A 21,065-nucleotide genomic window follows, 5' to 3' on the forward strand; every position below is an offset into this window, starting at 1 on the left:
CTTTATACGATATGCCGTATAAAGCCTTCTTCGACTAACGTATAAAAATTATTCTTGTATCGTCACTCGCACATCATCAATGTGCAGTGTGGTGCCACCAGGAGAGTCGACATAGAAACCGACTTTTATCTGACCGCTGGTGACATAGATATTGTCAACGGTCAAATAGCTCCAGCGGCCATTGTTCTCCAGGTCGTAATAGATGGTCTGTCCACCATAATCCATGATTTCCGCCCTGGCGACGTATGGATTGGTATTAAGCAGGCGGACTCTTGCTTCCAGTTTGTAATGAGCGTTGTTGACGGGTACCTCAACAGTCTGATGAATGCTTTGTTTGTAGGCATTGGCAGACCAGAAATAAGCCCGTTGATCTCCCGTCCAAGGGGATTCCGGGGGATTAATTCCAGAACCGCTGTCAACGCCAAAAGCGGAAGGTTGTCCGCCAGGGTGCCATTGCGTCCAGTTGCTGGAATAGTCAGTCGGCCTTTCAAAACCGGAATTATCGAGTAAATTTTTTTCAGACACCGGCTGAACAGGTGTTTCAGCAGAGACAATAATCCGGTCCAAATTGACATTGCCGCTGTCACTTGAATCATAACGGTACATAATCGTATTTGTCCCTTTCTGCAAGGTCACAGAGTGTACATGCTCACGCCACAGGTTCCAGTTCATCCCTGGACTAGTGAGTTTGATTTGTTCAACCTTGTTGCCGTTGACATAGACGCTTATTGTCCGTGTACTGTTGGTTCCGTTGGCATATCGCAAAGCAACCTGATATTCACCTGTGGCCGGAACATCAACCAGGAATTGGACACTGGCTCCTGTTTGCGTCATTCCATCAACAAATGCGTTCCCAGTATAGAACCAGTGATTTTGATTGGTTGAAGCTCCACCATCCAGCTTAGCGCTTTCAGCCAGATATTCGGCCTGGGCAGGTTCAAAAGGCACTGTAATATAATCCAAATTGACATTGCCCGTATCTCCTGCTTCGGCATCATAGCGGTAGGTAATCATATTTTGGCCGGCTGTGAGTGGTAATGTTTCCGTTTGTATTCCCCATGTACTCCAGTCGCCCGTATCTGCCAATACGGTCTGTGTCACCCGCTTCCCGTTGACATAGATGCTGAGCGTCTGATCTGTGCCTGTACCGTTTGCATAGCGGAGACTGATGTCATAATCACCCCCTGTCTTGGTTGAAACATAAAAGGTTGCAGCTGCTTCCTCGTGATGAAAGCCATCCACGAATCCCTGTCCGGAATAGCCAGAATGATTGTTGTTTACGGAAGCCCGACTATTTGTTGTCTCTCCAGACAGAGAGGCCTCTTCCGCTTCATATTTCAGATGGTCTGTTGATACTGGAGCATCTCCTGTGACAATTAACTCCTTAACTGAGGATGAATTTGCTCTTACCTTAACATAGGTCACATCTCCATATATTTCTCTTCCTTTTGCCCAACCTTCTCCAGAGGCATTTTTAAGATCAAACAGCTGGTCATAGTAGGTCAGTGACGAGCCGTTCAGTGTGACCCGTTCTCCTGCTTTTCCGTGCAGTCTTACCAGATAATATTCCGTTTCGGGTGTGTATTGGCCCTCCTTTGCCTGAACGGTGAAGCGAATACCGTTGGTTCCTTGATCTTGAGCCGTCATTTCCTGCTTGAAAAAATCCCCTGTTTCATAACCATATGTGTTGCCATCATCGTCATAGTAGGTAAAACGAGATTCCGAGTCACCTGCAAAGACATCGATGGTCATCATCTCTGCAGATTTCTGTCCCACGTAGTCCTGCACCTCTTGAGAGGGAATGATAGCACCCTGTTTGACAAAAATGGGGATGTCTGTCCATGATTCAGCGTCCAACGGATAATGAATGGACTGATTACCGTTATATACATGACCTCTGAAATAATCGATCCATGTTCCTTCCGGCAAATAGATTTGTTTGGAGGTTTGGCCTTTTTCCAAAACCGGAGCGACTAAGAGCCAATCACCAAACATCCAGGAATCGGTTGTATTTTTAACTTGTTCATCATCAGGATAGTCAAATATGAGCGGACGGACCAGGCCTACTCCGCTTTCATAGGCGCTGCGTTCATAGGTGTACATATACGGCAAAAGACGGTAGCGGAAATGGATGGCAGCCTTGGTCACTTCTTCTGCCGTCATACCATAATACCAGGGTTGTCTCTGTTGCTGATAATTGCCGTGAACCCTGAAAACAGGGGTTAAAGCACCAAACTGCAGCCATCGCGTATATAATTCAGGACTTGGATTATCTATCGTTCCGTTTTGCATATTAAAACCTCCGGCATCCATCCCCCACTTGAATTGCCCGAGATTGACAGCTGAGAGCATGACGGAAGGTTGTTCCTGCATACCTGCCGCCCACTCTACTTTTTCTCCTTTGTAGTATTGAATGGCAATGTCACCAGACCAGAGCGTGGTGGCATATCGTTGTGCCCCAGGATAGTAGTTTCTTGCCGTTTGCCAGATACGCTCCTTATTGTCGGTATAGGCGCGCTGGCCTTCATACATTGCTTGTGAAAGATGGGTGGTGGTGAAGTTTCCAAACCAATACTGGGCTGCTCCTGACGAAACTTTGTCGGTCTCATCGTTCCACCAGCCACGGATGCCTTTATCATAAGCCTCTTTGGAATGATTCCACCACCAGTCGCGCATTTCCTGTTTATACGGATCAATGCTACGCACGGTCACCGGAATGAAATAATCGGTGTATTCCTCATGTCCCGGATACCAATACCCACCTGCTTCAGCATCATAAAACTGGGTCGTGCGCTGTCCGTTTTTATCCTTAGTCACAATGCGTGGCTTGCGAATCCCGATCAGTTTGAGGCCACGCTGATCCATCTTGCTTTTAAGCGTACTGTCAGCCGCATCCGGAAAATTATTCACATTCCAGAGGAATTCACCATAATTGTCTTCTCCGTATGACATCCAATCATAATCCAAAGCAAAGGCGTCAAGAGGAATATTCTTGGCCCGGTATGTTTCAACAATGGATTCCAGTTCGGCCTGATCGATGTCCCATTCAAAGTTCATAAAACCGAGTGACCATTTGGGCAGCAAGGGAGGTTTACCAGTGATCTCCGTATAAGCATGCATAATCTCTTTCGGTTTACCAAGCATGACATAGAATTCCACATTTTCTTTTACATATCGGCGCCCTTCTTCAGGAGTCCCGCCATAATAAAACTCCAACTTACCTGTGGATGTTTCTGTAAAAGGATAGCCGCCGTCACTGTCCACTAGTATCCCGTAGCCTGCAGTGGACCAGATAAAAGGACCTCCTGCATCACCTTGCTCTCCCGCATGTGAGGGGTGATTGCTGTCATTGCGCAAAATATTCCCAGCATCTTCAAAAGCACTATATCCCCGAATGCCGTACAGGTTATCTTGACTGGAACGTACAAAGCGAACACCATCACGAAAGACACCACCGGATTCTGTTTCCCATAATAGCGGGATTCCGTCTGAATTTTTTATAGTCATTCGACATGGATAGCGCTCGATCTCTACTCTCATCTTTGATGTGGTGATGATGATGGGGTTCCCACTGACATCAATATTGGCTCCTACCGCTTCCCACGTTTTGTCCGGGTCGATCATTGGAGTCTGTTGGGAAGGTTCAATGCCATGAGGCCGGTAATCCACTTTAAAAATATGTTCACCCAAGACATGCAGTTGCAAAATATCATGGGTTGCCGAACCGTTTTCCACCTCCAATGTCAGCATGTCACCCGATACGCTGACGCCTATGATGTCCCCCAAGCTGTCATGATCGGCTCCAGCAGAGAAAAATGATGTGCATAGAACAAGGAGGAATAAGGAGACTCCGATACATGTGAGCCATGACCTTTTCCTGATTAAAGGCATTGTCTGCCTGACCACCTTCCATCAGATTTTTGTTATCGCAATATTGTGATATTTGAATTTCCAAAACGTATCAGTTGTTACGTTTATGGGGAAGAGGAGGACGCCCCCTCTTCCTTCAAATTTTCCTCAATTATGGTCGAATGGCGATGTGATCAACATTAATGCCGTGAACGTTGCCGTTATCATACTGAATCTTAATCGTGTTGTAACCTTTTCTTAATGAAACGGTGAGTGAAGCAACATCCCAAGTATCCCAGTCACTGGTTTGTGGCAAGGAGAGTTCCTGCAACTTTACATCGTTGACATAGATCCCCCTTGAAGCCGCTCCTCCTGCGGAGCTGTAGCGGATGTCAAGCGTATAGGCCCCCTCTTGTTCAACCAGAACATCAAACTCGATGTAATTACCCACATCTGCAAACTGGTCCACAAAACCTGTTCCATAGTACCCGCTGTGATTATCGTTGGTGCCAACTTGGTGTTGAGTGGCAAATTCGGCTTCATATTCAGCCTTATGCACGCCTTTAAGATGAATGGTGCGGGTCGCAGTATCAGCCGGCACTTTGACAAAAGCAAATTTTCCACGCTTGTCGTAATACCAGCCTTGAGTAGCAGTTGTAAAGGAGCTGAAATCTGTATAGTGGTCTAGCGGTGAACTTTCAATTTCTACTGAGTTAGGCATGGAGGTGAATACCATCAAGGTGCTGATCTCATCGATCGGTGGCATTGAAACGGTTACCTTTTGGGAAGGATAATCTTCGGTGACCGTAATCGTCTTCACTTGCCCGTTTACATCATCATACCAGTCATAAGCAGTAGTGCCTTTGGGATAAATGCGAAAAATTAAGTTCTGATACCTATCCAGTTCATTGCCAATGGAACCGCCGAGTTCATAATTTTCATTCAAATTCATCGGGATAATGCTGCCGGCTCGAACAAATACCGGAATGTCATTCACACCGGCATAATAAGTGATCCAGCGCTGTCCAGGCCTTTGCGCGCCCCACCAGAAGTCAATCCACTCCCCTTCAGGGAGATAGATTGATTTAACCTTCTCCCCTTCATTGACAATGGGAGCAATGAGCAAATAATCTCCAAACATGTATTGCCATGTCAAATCGTGTGTTATTGTATCTTCAGGAAATTCAATGGCCATCGCTCTCATGAGAGGTATGCCGGTCTCACTGGTTTTTTTAGCTTCACTATAGATGTAAGGCAGTAAATTCATGCGTGTATTAACATAAAATCGAAAGGTATCAATAATAGTTTCGTCCCCTGTTCTTGTGGCGGCGTTCCAAGGAGAACGTTCCTCACTGGGAGATGGATTGGCTTTTTCCGAGTGAAACTGCATGATAGGTGAAAAAGCAGCCATTGCAGTCGAGCGTTTATACAATTCTGATGACGGATAGGGTCCTGTAAACCCGGCCAAATCCCAGCTCCAAAAGGGAACACCGGAAATATTGGCTGTTAATCCAGCCCGAATGGCCTGCTGATAGGCATTAAACGTTGAATCCTGGTCTCCTGCCCAGAATCCGGGGTATTGCTGCACACCATGTGTGCCGGCCCGGCTGAATAGCATGGATTCCTCTTTTTTTGACTTTGCATGCTCATAATAGGCCCGGATATATTCGTTGGGATATTGATTGCGCATCTCATCCCCTTTTTTACCGTTGGCAAACGTGTTCCATCTACCCCAAACCATTTCTCCCCCGTCTGTTTTGAAACCGTCTATTCCAATATCATCAAACAGGTAATCCAGTTTGGACATCCACCACGCCGTCGCCTCAGGGTTGGTAAAATCGAGCAGCAGACTGTTTCCAAACCATGTGCCATCCGGAATACGATAAGCGCCATTGCTGCCGTTTCCGACCGCATAGCCTTGTTCAAGCATATATGCCTCATCATTATCTGCTTGTTCATAGGGATAGGGGGTCCATTTTTGTACCGGAATCTGCCACAGTAACACTTTAATGCCTTCATCATGTAGTTCTTGGACCATTCCTTTGGGATCAGGCCAACGTCCATCTGCAGGGAATGTGAAGTCCTCATATCTGAATGATTCGCTGCCATGTTTAGGTTGGTATTGTGCATCGTTCCAAATGTAAAAGGTGTGCTCATCGCTCCATTGTTCTAGTACCATGACTGCAGCCGCAATATCATGTGTACGGACTTGATTGAGCACGTTGGTTACATGGTCCTGACTGCTCCATTCATTGGCGGACATCCACAGTCCAAAGGCAAATTTGGGCGGCAAAGTGGGTTTTCCTGTTATATCGGTATAATTGGCAATCACATCTTTGAGGTCTGTTCCGTGAATAAAATAGTAATCTAACATCGAAGATGCCGCCCCTGCTGTATTAACGGTAAAACTGTACATGTCACTGCGGTCTGTGGCCAGTCTGAACTGTGAATAAAAGGTTGAGTTGACGAATATCCCGTATCCGTTGGTATTGACAAAAAAGGGAATAGCCATGTAAGTGCGTTCATCTTGATTGAGGTACTGGTTGTAGACATAGGTGTCCACATTCCGCCCACGTTGTCCCAAACTGTTATAGCGTTCACCAAAACCGAAAAACTGCTCGTTTTCAGGTGTATAGAAATGATCCTGTACTTTAGTGATAATCGAGTCACCGTCGGTAAGCCAGGTCATACTGCTCTGCAACGAAGGATCATAACCACGGGCAATCAAATTGTCCGCTTGATCATAGACTTTAAGCAAATAAGGATCTTTTTCGACAATGATTTTTAACTTGGCTGTCTCTACCACAACCTGTGAAGTGGATTCACTGACCGTGTAGTTGCTCAGGCCGCTTGCCATATGATCTTCGAGACCTGTGGGAGACATTTGCACGCGAAAAACCTCATCGTTCGTAAAAGAGAGATTGATCTTAGGTTTCATGTTACCCGTGTCAGGAACCGCTTCCAAAACTATGCGGTTTCCATAGTCGGTAACTCCAGTAATTTTTTGTATGGATTCCCAGCCAACAACTGTAAATTCAAAGGGACCGATTGTTTTTTCATTTGTTCCGTCTTTATTGGCATGAACGGTATATTGGATGTGGTCTCCCTTCTCAAAACTGCCCATGTCAACCACCCAGTAGGAATTATTGCCGCTGTTGTATTTCCATTCTCCACCGATATCAGGCTGGGCAATACCGTTTTTGGTCCAAGTGATCCAGGTGGCTTGTCCTGGCATCACGGGCCAAGTCGTTAAATGAATGTATACATTCTCACCAGCAACAGGATCCCTAGGGAATCTCTCTGTCTCTTTCACCTCATACAAATCATCAATGCCATAGGGATGGTGCCACACTCCGTCAATAGCCAAAACAGTCATTGAAGTAAGGAAAAAGATCAGCAGCACAATGATCAACGCAACTGTCTTTCTCCTTCTAATTGTGCTTAACAAGAAATAACGCCCCTTTCCTTTGTTATTGGCCTGTAAAACTACTCTACAATCCTGTGTTTTTTGCGATAGCCAATCACCTCCCTTACGCTGTACTGTGTATCTTACAGCCTGATAACCACGCATGAATCATCTGTAGTTGCCTGTTTATTGGGCTGTATTTCCCTGCCATTGACAAGGATGGTCTGTTCACCCTCCAGCAGTGATTGTGGAATCAGGCACACCGTTCCTTTGGGACCATTCACATCAATCTGCCACTGTCCGTCAGCTCGTCTGCAACTGATGGACCATGTTTGTTGCAAATGATCCTCCACCGTTTTGGTCATGCCTTCCGCAGGATATAGGCGCAACACAGGCTGGCCAGCATATTGATCGACGCGGTTTCCTACCCAGGTGCCCAGCTTTAAATCTTCCCCACAATTACAAGCAAGAACAGTTCCCTGACGAACATACACCGGAATTTTCAAGAGGGGCGCTTTGACCCGTTTCCAACAGGGGCCTGTAACCACCTCATTCGTCCACAGATCGATCCACTTGCCTTGCGGGAAATAAACCATCCGCTCGGTCGCTCCTTCCTCAATAACTGGAGCGACAAGCAAATCGTCACCAAACAAATACTGGTCGTACACAGAATAGCAGCGGAGATCGTCCGGAAATTCCAGCCATAAGCTCCGCATCAGCGGAACACCTGTCAGACTGGATGTTTTAGCCTGGGCAAATATATAAGGCAATAAGTTCATGCGCAGATTGGCGTAAAATCGGTATCCCTCAATGGCCCGCCTGTCCCCAGTCCTCTCGGCAATGTTCCACGGGGTCCGGTCCTGGTTAAACTCTGCTTTACTTTCAGCATGATACTGCATAATGGGGCAAAATGCGGCCATTTGAGCTGAACGGATGAATAGTTCACAAGTGGGAATTTCTCCGTTAAAGCCAGCCAAATCCCAGCCCCAAAACGGGATACCGGACAAGCCTGAACTGAGTCCGGCAATCAGGGAGTGACGAAAGGCATCGAATGTGGAACGTTCATCCCCCGCCCAATGAGCAGGAAAATTCTGCGCCCCTGCATATCCTGCCCGGCTGAAGGTGAGCGCCTCTCCGTTGTGGTAACTGGAGGCGAAGTCAAAGTAAGCCTGCACATAATCGTTAGGATACAGGTTGCGCATTTCTGCTCCTGTCCGTCCGTCAGCAAACTGTACATCCCGTCCGAAAACAAATTCACCACCGTCCGTCTTAAAACCGTCCACTCCAATCTCCAGCAAATACTTACGTTTGCTAAACCACCACTCGCAGGCTTCGTTATTAGAAAAATCCATCAAAAGGCTTCCTTTAAACCACCCTTCCGGTATGCGGTACGGGCGTCCGTCTTTTTCTTTTACCACATAGCCCGCCTCAATCATGTAGCGTTCATCCTCATCCTTCTGGGCATGAGATTGCTTATTTAGATACTTCTGGATGGGTATCTGCCACAAGATCACTTTCATACCTTGTTGATGAACATAGTCAATCAATGCTTTGGGATTGGGCCAGCGTCCCCACGCCGGGAAATGAAAATCTTCATAGTTGAAAAAGTCATGTCCTGGCTTTAGATCATACTCGGCATCATTGAAAATATAGTAGGTGCACTCATCGCTCCACTGTTCCAGAACCAGCACCGTTGCAGGGATTTGATAGCGATTAGTCAGCTCCACCTGCTGTTTGACCACCGATTCCCGGTCCCAATTGTTGCTGGACATCCAGGGACCGAAAGCCCACACCGGAGGAAGCACCGGCTTGCCGGTCACCGCCGTATAGTGCTGGAGCACCTCTTTGGGCTCTCCACTGAAAAGATGAAAGGAACAGAAGGGCCGGGCGGGGTTCAAATCAATGTTAATGGAAAGCAGATCTTCAAATTGATGGGCAAAATCAAATACGGAATAGCAGGGATGATCCAAAAAGAATCCATACCCCTTTGAGCTCAAGTAAAAGGGCGCTGGCAGATAAGTGCGGCTGCCCTGGTCCCGGTACTGATTGTATACATAGCAATCGATACGTTCTCCCCGATATTGCAGACGGTGATACCTTTCTCCCATTCCGTAAAACCGTTCATCCAGCGGGGAATGAAAATTCCACCGCATTTGATAAACCTGCCCCTCGCTGTCGACTGACCACTGCAGGACGGGTAAAAGGTGCTCATAGCCGGACAGCAGTATATTTTCCTTACCATCCAACACTTGAATGTGAAACGGCTTTTTGCGGAACACACATGTCCCGTTAGGGCCAAACAGTTGAATCTGCTCTTCATCCTCTTGCCAGTGTAAAAGACTTTGTTTCTGTTGAGGGGGGAGATCAATACCGGGTGAAGCGGATTTTCCACGGTCGGCTAACCTCACCTCACACCTCCACCCTTCAGCCGTGTTTCCCATCCCAATATAGACATTATGAAGCTGTAGCGTATCTTCTCCCTTCAGCCACAAGGTATTCTCATCCACACCCAAGCATGACACGGAGGCCAGCTCATTCAGGGCCAACGGTGAAAACGAGTATTCCTCCTTCCCCCTGACCGTCCGATCTGGCAATTGAAGGTAAAAAGCATAACGCACAGTCTCACCAAGGGAGAAGGAACCGAGTGAAGCCTCCCACAGGACGTTATCCTCCTGATGCTTTTTGACACATTTGACCTCATATTCTTTCGACTCTGTCCTAACATGGACAAACACCTGTCCGTTTTCAGGTTCAGGCCAGACTTGCGCTCTCACTTTAACGTCCTGACCTGCTTGGGGCAGCTTGGGCTCTCTATCTGTCTGAAGGGGGTGATACGGATTGTCATGTCCAAACGGGGTGTGAATCATGCGCACCTCACCGGTTGCAGGTAAGGCTTCACTCAAGTAATGGTTGACGATATCGATAAGCGCATCGGCCAACTCACCATCCCCGCTATCCTCACCCGACAGTAATTGCCGGGCTGTTTTAAGGTAGAAGTTGCCCTTATCCAGTTCTCCTTTTTCTGTAAAATACCAGGCCAGCCAGGCGGTGCTTGCCGGCGATTCCTTCCTGGAGGCCAGCGAGTGATAAACCTTGTTGTCATAGACTAACCGCTCCTCAATAGCTTTGACGGCTTCCACCAGGACCAAATCTTCCGGTGAGAAAAGGCCAAAGGGCATCACCGTCGCCAAGAGGTCGGTTGAGACTTCTCTTTTATCCTTGGCCCGGATGAGCATCCCGCCGGAAAGACCGTGCTCAAAAACAAAATCACGTATTTCAGTCAAATATTTCTGAAGAATATTCTGACCCGTCAGCCGTTTGGCAGCATTAAGAGCGCCATAACATATCCCGAGATTAGAGATATGAATAAGATCATCAGATTCTCCCCAGATATTTGAAGCAGGTTGCTGCCAATGGTCACATATAAAGTTCACCGCATGCTCGATCAAGCTTTGATATTGGATAACAAGCTGGTGTTCGTTACTTCGTGCCTGGTGCTCCGCCAACATCCATATCCACACCGCTTTGGGCAGAATGTGATCCTCCTTTCCTGTCTGTTCAGCACTTTGTTTTAAAATCTGTTCCGATTGGTTGAATCTCTTTTCTAACTGATAACAGTATGCTCGGAACAATTTACCCATCAAGCTCATTTCGCTCCCTCCCAAAGATTCCGGCAGACCGCCAGCCGGCCATAATTAAATCCATCCTCTGTAGACAGGATAGAGATTGCGGAGACAAATTCAGCACAGGCCCAGGTTAAGGGATTGATAAAGGCCTGTTGCTCATTTTGGGCATCAATGGCTTCTGGCATCAAACCATAACCGTTGGCGTGATCCAGCAGCCAGTTGATTTTAGCTTCATATTGCTCTGCATCACCGATTAGTGCTTGAAACTGGGCACACGCTGCCGTATTAAACAGCCATGGCCCGTGATGGTACTCTTGCTCGGTATAGCCTATACCATGCCCAAAAAATGAAGCATGCTCCAGCAAGAAGCGGTTGTTTTTTTGCATCCTCTCATTCAGCGGATAACCGTATAATGGAGCAAAATATTGCGGCGTATCATATTTTTTCACCACTTCATCGCTATAGGTGACGTAACCATAGCCATATCGCCCCTCATTCTCCAGCCATGTTGATTCTATTCCCTGCTGAATATCCTTAGCCAACTTTCTCCATGAGTCGGCCCTTCGATTATCCCCGTGCAGTTCAGCCATATCAGCGGCAGCCATCAATCCGCCATAGATAAACATATTTGAAGAGGTAATGTAAGCCGGTCCGAATACCCCTTCATTCACTCCGCCTTCCGGCCCGATCAGCCCATGTTTGCCCCGGTATTTTCGCAGCACTTCCACATAAGGTTTGATTTCATCTAACGACAGCAGCCACTCCCCGGTCCGTTGAAAGTAGGTCAGAACATTACGCAAAAAATACCCTTGTGAATCAAGTTGATGGAACACATTGTTATTGGCTCCCTCTCTCGGCTTACCTTGGGCGTCGTACCTTTGGTAAAATTCACCGGTTCCGTCTTTGGTTGCTCGCTGGATAAGATAATCCATGATTTCTTGTGCTTCTTTATAATGGCCGCTTAACAAGAAGGATCGGGCAATCATCATCGCATCCCTCGCATAGTAGCAGGGAGAGCCTTTGGAATAATAATGCCCTGTAATATCTGCTGGTACAAAACCGCCCAATAAGGACGCTTTGAGAGCAATAAGGTTGACATGGTAGTATGAACGGATATGTGAAGGCAAATGGAGACTTTGCTCTACGCCGTTATGCAACCACTGGCGCCAATAGGCTGATGCCTGACTGCGCTCATGGTCCCAGTCCCATAAGGCAGCTTGATTCAGGGACCCCGGCTCCCCTCCTACTGCTATTCCCCAACGGATGCAAACTTGTGAGTGAGCGGGAATGCTTATATCACAGCTTAATGTGACACCGATGAAATGGGAGGTTTGAAGTTCGGCAGGAGTTTCTGTCTCAGTAAGCAAGTTTTGCATAGTTTGCCAAACAAATCCTGTGGGAGACTCCACATTGATGTTAATCTTTTGTACTTGTTCCATGGCTATGATAAGACTGCCATATGGACTGGTCCAGATAACGCCCTGCTCTGTCTTTATTGCCTTCCCACCACCTGGATTCCGCAGGATCACATAACCCCCCGTTTCCAACTGCACTGTTTGGGAGTTTTCATTAAACAGTGTTGTTTCAAAAACAATTTTATTCTTTTCAGTAGCAAACACTTCTTCTTGCCATCCTATCCGCTTGTTGACTTGGGACTTAAACCGGGTTTGGAACAAATAACCTTCCTTAGTACTAGTAGTCTGCGGGTGCTGGTGAATAGGATGAGACTTACCGTTGATCTTTCTGTTGCCAATTTCCAGCTCACCGTTAGGGTGCTTAAGAAAGGTGACAGCGGAATGGATCAGATCATGCTCATAGGTTTGATAAAAGAAATGTTGAATACCCACCCCCTGCCAGTCCACGATACCATTATCCACACCATATAAAGCAGAGGTGTTTTCTCCCCCCACAACGGCAATGCCAGGATAGCGTTGACCGTAAGTCGTCATTGCTCTTCCTCCTTTTGTCCAAACGCCATATAAATAGCATAAGCTAAAAATCCGGCACAGGTGGCAAAATGCTCACCGGTCCGTGAAACACCGGTATGCTCGTCAATACTCTCACAAGCAATGCCGCCGTCCATGGGTGCTCTTAAAATCAGATCTTTGGCCTGCTCCTTCCTGCCAGCCAAAAAGCTGTTGGCAATGCTTAACACCCAGGGATGTTCAGCATGGGCACACCCTAACTCTGCAAAGGCACATCCGGCAAACGCGTAATCATTGACCGGCGAGCGAATCACTTTCACCGTGTTCAGGTACACCGGATCATCAAAGGCACAAAAACCGTAATACGGTAACAGCTGCAAGCTGCCGGGAGGTTCATCATACACATTGAAATGACCGTTTAAATCTACTGACCAAGCATATATGTCTTGGCCTTCATGTTTAACGATCATGTGAGTTTGGATCGCTTGTTTAACACGTTTGGCATTCTCAAGGTATATCTGGGCACGATTGTGCTCACCATGCTTTTTAGCCATATCGCTTAAGATCATATACACTTTCCACACCAGGACATTGTTGTAGGTCAAATATGGATAGGTTATCGGATCATCTGTCGGCTGCAGAAAGGTGTCATACAGGTCGATGCGCGGATGACGGTGTTCCTCCAATTCCGCTATAATCTGCTGCACCGATTGTCGGACATGCGGTTCTTCCAGATAGCCCCAGTCTCCGCTATAGCAAACATAACGGTCTAAGGCAATGATGGGCGCACACAATTCATCCAGTTCAAACCCAGGTTCAAGCACTGTCCCGTCAATGTAGCGGCTGTGAATGCCAATGTTTCGGCGTTGGGTGGTAAACACGTAATCGAGCATCTTCCTGGCCCGTTTCACATCGGTCACCAGAATAGAAGGCAAACTCCACAACAAACTGTCACGGTCCCAATAGGCCGCACTGACGTAATACCTTGGGCTGCGGGAGGTGACCAACACATCTTCTTCCGTATCAAGCGTTTTGCCTGTGGCAAAAAAATAATTGAAAAACAGATTCACATTCATCACTTCGTCAAGGCGCTGGTCTGTCGTGGTCTTTATCCGTTGCTGCAGCCAGTCCAGGGTGGTTCGCTTAACAGTCTGCCAACCTTTCCTGTACATTTCTTTAGCAGCAGTGGCAGCACCAACCTCTTCAAGGCCTAACCCCCAGTAAAAACAAAGAGACATTTGTTGGCCAGGCTCCAATATCGCCTTTTTTAGCAAAGCATATGTCCAACTCTGATTTTCATCTTGTTGATATTGCAATATGTCTAATTCTGTATCAGTGATTGGCGCCAGGGCAAACAAAGGGGTTTCACCTACTAACTCCAAAATAATAGACTGATTCCATCCGCTCTCAAACACGGTGGGACGTGCGTTGATTTCCTTACTTTCGTTAATGGTATGTAAATTTCTATACCAACACCCTTCCAATCCGAACTCTATCGTTTGCTTTTCCGTACAATTCGTATTTGTGACTTGCAGCAGGTAGTAAAAACCCCGTTCACCTACCGGGGCACAGATCTCCCCTTTCCAGATTAAATAATCATGCTGACATATAAATTTGGGTATCCAGTAGGCTTCTCTCTCCCAATACAAAGACGAACTGATCCGTTGCCCGTCGACCCTTAACACAGGCTGCATGAGGGGGCAGTCTCCGGAATGCCCGGCAATCTCAATTAACCCCCTGTGCTTCATGCTGATAAAATTAATATTTTCAATCCTTCCATCTGTATAGAGTGTTGGAATGGAAACTTGCTCATTGCCGGTTGGAATGTAAATGTCAGTCATCCTCAGTTTCATTGCTGCCTCTCCCACCCTTTTTTTAAAAGTGAGAAGAAAGAAAAGAGAGTAACTTCCTCTTTTCCTTCTTCTTTAGTCTTCCATGCTTAATCCAGCAGCTCTTTTAATTTTTTCTCCGCATTAGCCAACGCTTCATCAGGCGTCTTTTGACCCAATTTGACTCGGTCCAGCTCCTCATCGATCATATCTGTCATTTCGCTCCAGCGTTCAATCACAGGAGGCACCACCAGTGTGTCTAAGGCTTCAAATACAATGTGTCTGCTTTCTGGAGGTGTTTGCTGCAGGTAGTCTTCAACCAATGACGGTTCACTGACGGCCGGCAATTCCCAAGCGGCATCAACACGAATTTGGGCCGCTTCCTGACTGGCACTCATAAATTTGATCCATTCCCAAGCGGCTTCAGGATGTTCGCTGTCTTTGGAGATGGCCAGACCGTTGGCAAAAAAGTGGTGCGCTTTCTGCGTGTTGCCAGGTTCCAATACTATATCCCAGTCAAACGGCGCATCTTTAAAGGAATCAAACATCCAAATACCGGTCCGCAACATGGCAATCTTTCCGGCTTTAAACAGGTCTCCGTCAGATTGGCCCGACATGTCTGCATCAGATGGCGTCACCTTATATTTGTGAATTTTGTCGATCATCCATTGCAAAGCTTCCACATTCTCGGGTGTATGCAAGGTGACCTCCGTTTTGTCCTCATTGAAAACGGCTCCCCCGTTCTGGGCAATGGTTTTATAAAATTCCCAAAACTGAACCGGAGCATAAGTCCCCCAGATCCCTTCTTCATGATTGGTCAGTTGTTGGGCAGCCTCCAATTCATCCGCCCAGGTCCAATCGGGTTGGGGATACTCTACACCCGCTTCATCAAACAGATCTTTGTTATAAAAGAGCACCACGTTGGAAAAACTCTCCACCATGCCGTATTGTTTTCCATTGTATTGAAACGCTTCATAGGCACGCTGGTTTAAAGAACCAGGATCAAATTCATGATCATTGGCAATTAATTCATCCAGCTCCAACAGGGCACCTTTGGCCGCGTAGCTGACAAAGTTTTCATAGTTTAGCTCAAAGGTATCCGGTGCATTTCCGCCAGCAATTTGGGTTTGCAAGCGGGTAAAATAATCCTGGAATGAAGCCATCTCATATTTAATCTTGATGTTGGGATGTTTAGCCTCAAATGCTTCAATCATCGCTTGCAAAGCTTGTTCATGGCCTTCACCCGGAGAAAAGGTGAAGTAGGTGATGGTGACTTGTTCATCAGCAGGTACATCTGAATCAGACGGTGTACTTGACTCTTGTGAGCCGCATCCAGCTATTAATCCGGCCAACAGAATGAGAATAGACAAACAGAAGACTATTTTTCTCAATGTGATTTCCCCCTTTTGGATAATAAACAATGAACCGCGTCCCATCTTATCCGACCAACATGTCTCTTTCCTGTCCCTGATCCACCACCCCCTGTTCAACAAAGTGACCATCCTTTTATTCTTTCAGCCCGCTTAAAGTAATACCGCGAATAAAGTATTTTTGGGCAAAGAGATAGACACTTAAAATCGGTATCACACTGATCACCACCCCTGCCATCATCAGGTTCCAGTCTGTCTCCCACCTGCCATGCAACATGGACAATCCCAACGGAAGTGTCATCATGTTACGGTCGCTAATAATAATGAGCGGCCACAAAAAGTTGTTCCAAGATTGCATAAAGGAAAAAACTGCAAGGGTGGCCAAGGCCGGTTTAGCTAGTGGAAGGATGATTTGCCAGTAAACTCTGAAATGGCTGGCCCCGTCTATAAAGGCCGCTTCTTCCAACGACTTGGGAATGGTCAGAAAGGATTGTCTGAGCAAAAAGGTGCCAAAGGCACTGAACACACCAGGAACAATCAGGGCTTGATACGTATCCAGCCAGCCCAGATATTTCATCAGAATAAATTGCGGAATCATCGTGACCTGCGTAGGAACCATCAAGGTAGCCAGGTAAAGGAGAAACAGCGTCTCCCGTCCTTTGAACTGGATTCGGGCGAACACATAGGCTGCCATGGAACACAGTAGCAGCTGTCCGACTGTCGTGAACACGGCAACAATGATGCTGTTCAGTAAAAACTTTTCCACTGGAAACACTTCGGCCACTCTGATGTAATTGTCCAGGCTTATCTCGTCCGGAATCCACTGTGGAGGAAGAACCATGGTTGCCCCTTTAGACTTTAAAGACGTGGAGATCATCCACAAGAATGGGACGATCATGATCATGGCGCCACTGACAATCAACAGATAGAACACCGCTTGTTTAATAATACTGACAATATCAATACTGGAAGTATGGGGCTTTTTATGCGTCTCTAGTGTGGTTTTACTTTCCATAATCAACCCACCTTTTTTGCCATCTCATTTGGATAAAGGTGACCACAAAGATCAGGGCAAACAACACCCAGGACAAAGCGGAAGCATAGCCCATTTGGAAATAACGGAAAGCGTGGTTGTATATTTCCTGAACCATCACCGTGGTTGCGCCTGCTGGTCCGCCTTCGGTCATTATCATCACCTGGTCAAAGACTTGAAAAGAATTGATTAACGAAATCACTAAAACGAAAAAGGTGGTCGGTGCGAGCAAAGGCAGCGTGACATACCTAAATTTTTGCCATCCATTAGCCCCATCAATGTCAGCCGCCTCGTAATAGTTTTCAGGAATTCCCTGTAATCCGGCTAAAAAGATCACCATCACAAAACCAATATCTTTCCACACACTGGTGATAATGATGCTGGGCATAGCCCAGGACGGGTCTTGCAGCCAGGCTGGGCCGTTGATACCGATCAGCGACAGAAAATAATTAACCAACCCGTACGATGGGTTAAACATCCATTTCCAGATGAGAGCCACTGCCACCCAAGACGTGATGACAGGCACAAAGTAGGCGGCCCGGAAAAACACCCTAAACCTTAACCGTCTATTAAGAAGAAGGGCCACGATTAAAGCCAGCACCATAACGGTCGGCAAATAACCCGCAATAAACAGTAAAGTGTTTGTAAGAGCATTAAAAAATGATGGGTCACGCAGCAAGTTTATATAATTGTCTACTCCAACGAATTGAGGTGGTGATAAAAGATCCCAGCTTGTAAAACTAAGCACAAATGACGAGATAATCGGAATGCCGATAAAAAACAGAAAACCAGCTAAGTTTGGCAGTAAAAAAATACTGATGACAGCGAACTTTTTCCATCCCGTATTGCCGACCATTATGTTTCCCCCTTTATCTTGCAGGCGGTTTAAAGGCTGATCGATTTTGCCTTGCTGTCCTTGTAGATGGGAGGTTCAAACAGATGCTTAATCGCCAGCAATGCAGCTCCCATCAGCCAGGCGTCATTGCCCAGTTCGGAAACATAAAAGGTGGTTTCATAACCGCCCTTGGCAAAAAAGTTTCGATTGGCCGTCTCAATGGCATAAGGTAAAAAAAACTCCTGGGCAATCATCCCTTCTCCAACCAAAACAATAGTCTCAGGGTTTAAACTGTTAATCATATTGATCAGTCCCACTCCGAGATATTCACCTGCTCTTTTCAAGAGCTCAAGCGCCAGAGGATCTCGAAACAGGGCAGCAGCCTGATAAACCTCATCAAAAGAGAAGGAACTGCTCCTTAATGCAGAATCCGGGAATTGTGAGATTAACAGTTTCCCTTCTTTGCGCAGAAATTTGTTGGAAGCATACATTTCCAGACAGCCGCGTTGCCCGCAGTGGCACAAATAACCGTTAACTTGAATGATCGTATGGCCGAACTCACCAGCTCCGCCTTGGTGGCCGTAATACAGCTTCCCCTCATTCACAATGCTAGTTCCAATACCCTCTCCAATAGAGAGGCAAATAAAACTGTCATGCGTCCGGCCGTATCCCTTGGCTAGCTCGGCCAAAGCGTAAGCGTTAACATCATTGTCCACATAAACAGGAAGATTAAAATGTTTTTCAATCTCTTTGCTTAAATCCACATTGGTCCAACCCAGGAGTGAGGATCTGATCACTGTCCCTGTCTTGCCATTAACATGGCCTGATACGGCAATACCAATCCCTAATAGCTTTTCAAAGGATATGTCCGCTAAGGACATCAAATCCTTAATACCCTCTGTAATTAACGAAATGACTTGAGGTGCTTTTTCACCTTCCGGAAAAGAAGTAATATGTTTAACCACAATATTGGCATTGAGGTCAGTCAAAGCAAAAATAATGTGATTCACTTCAATTTTGATACCAATCGTATAACCGAATTTGTGGTTAAACTCAAACAGAACGGGCCTCCTTCCTCCACTGGAATCGGCTTCTCCGGTTTCAATCACAAGGCCGTTGTTTAACAAATCGTCGACGATGTAGGTCACAGTTGACAGACCTAAATTTAAAATATGGGAAATGTCCGTCCGGCTGATCGGTCCTTTATTGCGGATCGTCTCTATGACGAGCGAGCGGTTAAGATCTTTGATTAACTGCTTGTTCCCTGTTCTAATATCTGCCAATTTTCTCACCTCAAACTGTGATGTTAGTCTGATTATAACTTACTTTATTCAATGAAACAAGTTAGTTTTCGAAAATTTTATCATTTTTAGGTCAAGGGATCGAATTTAAATTAACACTGGATGGTTATCACGGACTCGTATTTCTCCTAAACAGGCAAATAAAAAAGACCCTTAACTTTGATACACAGTCATAAGGATCTGTTTAATTATCTAGACCAAAGTAGCGTAATAATGTGTCAAAGATCGGAACAAAAAACATGTGCTTAAATGTGCTTATCTATCTTTCTTTATTCTAAGGTATTTAATTCTTAGTCTGGCATATTGTAAAGCATCATTAGTAGTATTAAAAACACAAAAAATTGAGTAGGAAAATATAAAAATAAATAATGTCACGATAATTATGGGTTGTTTATAGTTTTGATTCTCTTCGAGATTATATAAAGTAAAAAAATATAGAGTAATTTCCCAGATATTTCAGGAGGGAGCAGAAAATATATTAATATACTATTCCGGCTAGCAAATGACAACAAACATTAAAAGGACCCTCTCCCCGACACAGAACGGGCACAAGGGTCCTTTTATAGTGATATGTGAGGGGTGACTAAGCTTGCTATGCTTTTACTTACGCTTCAAGTTATAGAAAGCAGCTTTACCGGCATATTGGCCGGTGATATCCAGCTCATCGGCAATGCGCAGCAGCTGGTTGTATTTGGCCACGCGGTCGGTGCGGGATGGAGCACCGGTTTTGATTTGGCCGGCGTTGGTAGCGACTGCAATGTCAGCGATGGTTGTGTCTTCCGTTTCACCGGAACGGTGGGAGATCACAGCCGTATAGCCAGCGCGCTTGGCCATTTCAATCGCGTCAAACGTTTCAGTGAGGGTTCCGATTTGGTTTACTTTAATCAGAATGGAGTTACCAGTGTTGGTGTCAATACCGCGCTTCAGACGCTCAGTGTTCGTGACGAACAGGTCGTCTCCCACCAGCTGCACTTTGTCCCCGATAGCTGCTGTCAGCTTGGCCCAGGATTCCCAATCATCTTCGGCCAGGCCGTCCTCAATGGAGATAATCGGGTACTTGTCGACCAGCTCTTTATAGAAGCTGATCATCTCATCAGCGGTGTAGGAGACACCTTCGCCAGCCAGCTCATATTTGCCGTCTTTGTAGATTTCCGTCGAAGCCACATCAATGGCCAGGAACACATCTTCACCGGGACGGTAACCTGCTTGCTCAATGGCGGCAATAATGGTTTGGATGGCTTCTTCGTTGGACTTCAGGTTAGGCGCAAAGCCGCCTTCGTCACCCACAGCAGTGTTTAAGCCTTTTTCCTGCAGTACTTTCTTCAGGTTATGGAAAATTTCTGTGCCCATGCGCAGGGCTTCAGCAAAGTTGTCAGCACCGACCGGCATGATCATGAACTCCTGAAAGTCCACGTTGTTGTCGGCATGTTTACCGCCGTTTAAGATGTTCATCATCGGCACAGGCAAGGTTTTGGAATTGAAGCCGCCCAAGTACTGGTACAACGGTAAACCAACCTCATTGGCAGCGGCATGGGCGACGGCCATGGAAACACCCAGGATGGCATTCGCACCCAGCTTGCCTTTATTGGGGGTGCCATCCAGTTCAATCATCAGGCGGTCAATGGCCACTTGGTTGGTGGCATCCAGGCCAATCAGTTCGGGGGCAATCACTTCATTTACATTTTCAACAGCTTTTAAGACGCCTTTGCCCAGGAAACGGCCTTTGTCATTGTCACGCAGCTCGACCGCTTCATGGGCACCGGTGGAGGCACCGGAAGGCACGATGGCCCGTCCGAAAGCACCGGATTCAAGATAGACTTCCACCTCAACTGTCGGATTGCCGCGGGAATCCAACACTTGACGGGCGTAAACATCACTGATCATGGACATG

Annotated in this window: 10 protein-coding genes; all 10 read right to left on the minus strand. The window is 46.5% G+C overall.

From position 1 onward, the window contains the following. Nucleotides 1–48 precede the first annotated feature (48 nt). Nucleotides 49–3,786, minus strand: a complete 3,738-nt coding sequence (locus J2S00_RS06105) for a TIM-barrel domain-containing protein (RefSeq protein WP_370875836.1) — start codon at nt 3,784–3,786, stop codon at nt 49–51. A gap of 235 nt (nt 3,787–4,021) precedes the next feature. After that, nucleotides 4,022–7,297 carry a TIM-barrel domain-containing protein gene (locus tag J2S00_RS06110; RefSeq protein ID WP_442319987.1) on the minus strand — a complete coding sequence of 1,092 codons (3,276 nt, stop codon included), beginning with the start codon at nt 7,295–7,297 and terminating at the stop codon, nt 4,022–4,024. A 101-nt stretch (nt 7,298–7,398) separates the two neighbouring features. Continuing rightward, nucleotides 7,399–10,905: a TIM-barrel domain-containing protein gene (locus tag J2S00_RS06115; protein WP_307336801.1), complete on the minus strand. Its 3,507-nt coding sequence runs from the start codon at nt 10,903–10,905 to the stop codon at nt 7,399–7,401. Further along, nucleotides 10,902–12,830, minus strand: a complete 1,929-nt coding sequence (locus J2S00_RS06120; RefSeq protein ID WP_307336804.1) for a glycoside hydrolase family 15 protein — start codon at nt 12,828–12,830, stop codon at nt 10,902–10,904. Before J2S00_RS06120 ends, J2S00_RS06115 begins: the two co-directional genes overlap by 4 nt. Next, entirely contained in the window at nt 12,827–14,659 is a 1,833-nt protein-coding gene (locus J2S00_RS06125; RefSeq protein ID WP_307336807.1) for a glycoside hydrolase family 125 protein, read from the minus strand. The genes J2S00_RS06120 and J2S00_RS06125 overlap by 4 nt, the downstream gene beginning before the upstream one ends. Nucleotides 14,660–14,745: 86 nt before the next feature. Next, nucleotides 14,746–16,026, minus strand: a complete 1,281-nt coding sequence (locus tag J2S00_RS06130) for an ABC transporter substrate-binding protein (RefSeq protein WP_307336810.1) — start codon at nt 16,024–16,026, stop codon at nt 14,746–14,748. A gap of 115 nt (nt 16,027–16,141) precedes the next feature. Continuing rightward, nucleotides 16,142–16,909: a carbohydrate ABC transporter permease gene (locus tag J2S00_RS06135; RefSeq protein ID WP_307336932.1), complete on the minus strand. Its 768-nt coding sequence runs from the start codon at nt 16,907–16,909 to the stop codon at nt 16,142–16,144. A gap of 100 nt (nt 16,910–17,009) precedes the next feature. Then, on the minus strand, nt 17,010–17,894 hold the full coding sequence (locus tag J2S00_RS06140) for a carbohydrate ABC transporter permease (protein ID WP_307336812.1): 885 nt from the start codon (nt 17,892–17,894) through the stop codon (nt 17,010–17,012). 29 nt (nt 17,895–17,923) lie between these two features. Then, nucleotides 17,924–19,165 (minus strand): ROK family transcriptional regulator, encoded by a 1,242-nt coding sequence (locus tag J2S00_RS06145; RefSeq protein WP_307336813.1) that lies wholly within the window; start codon nt 19,163–19,165, stop codon nt 17,924–17,926. A 609-nt stretch (nt 19,166–19,774) separates the two neighbouring features. After that, nucleotides 19,775–21,064, minus strand: coding sequence for a phosphopyruvate hydratase (gene eno, locus J2S00_RS06150; protein ID WP_307336816.1), 1,290 nt, complete (start codon nt 21,062–21,064; stop codon nt 19,775–19,777). Nucleotide 21,065: the final 1 nt, after the last annotated feature.

The sequence above is a fragment of the Caldalkalibacillus uzonensis genome (genome assembly GCF_030814135.1).
Lineage (GTDB): Bacteria > Bacillota > Bacilli > Caldalkalibacillales > Caldalkalibacillaceae > Caldalkalibacillus > Caldalkalibacillus uzonensis.

Excerpts from the sequence above, each read along its gene's own strand:
- J2S00_RS06135 (WP_307336932.1), bottom strand. The coding sequence starts at position 16,909 with ATGATCATGATCGTCCCATTCTTGTGGATGATCTCCACGTCTTTAAAG.
- J2S00_RS06140 (WP_307336812.1), bottom strand. The coding sequence starts at position 17,894 with ATGGTCGGCAATACGGGATGGAAAAAGTTCGCTGTCATCAGTATTTTT.
- J2S00_RS06115 (WP_307336801.1), bottom strand. The coding sequence starts at position 10,905 with ATGAGCTTGATGGGTAAATTGTTCCGAGCATACTGTTATCAGTTAGAA.
- J2S00_RS06120 (WP_307336804.1), bottom strand. The coding sequence starts at position 12,830 with ATGACGACTTACGGTCAACGCTATCCTGGCATTGCCGTTGTGGGGGGA.
- J2S00_RS06125 (WP_307336807.1), bottom strand. The coding sequence starts at position 14,659 with ATGAAACTGAGGATGACTGACATTTACATTCCAACCGGCAATGAGCAA.
- eno (WP_307336816.1), bottom strand. The coding sequence starts at position 21,064 with ATGTCCATGATCAGTGATGTTTACGCCCGTCAAGTGTTGGATTCCCGC.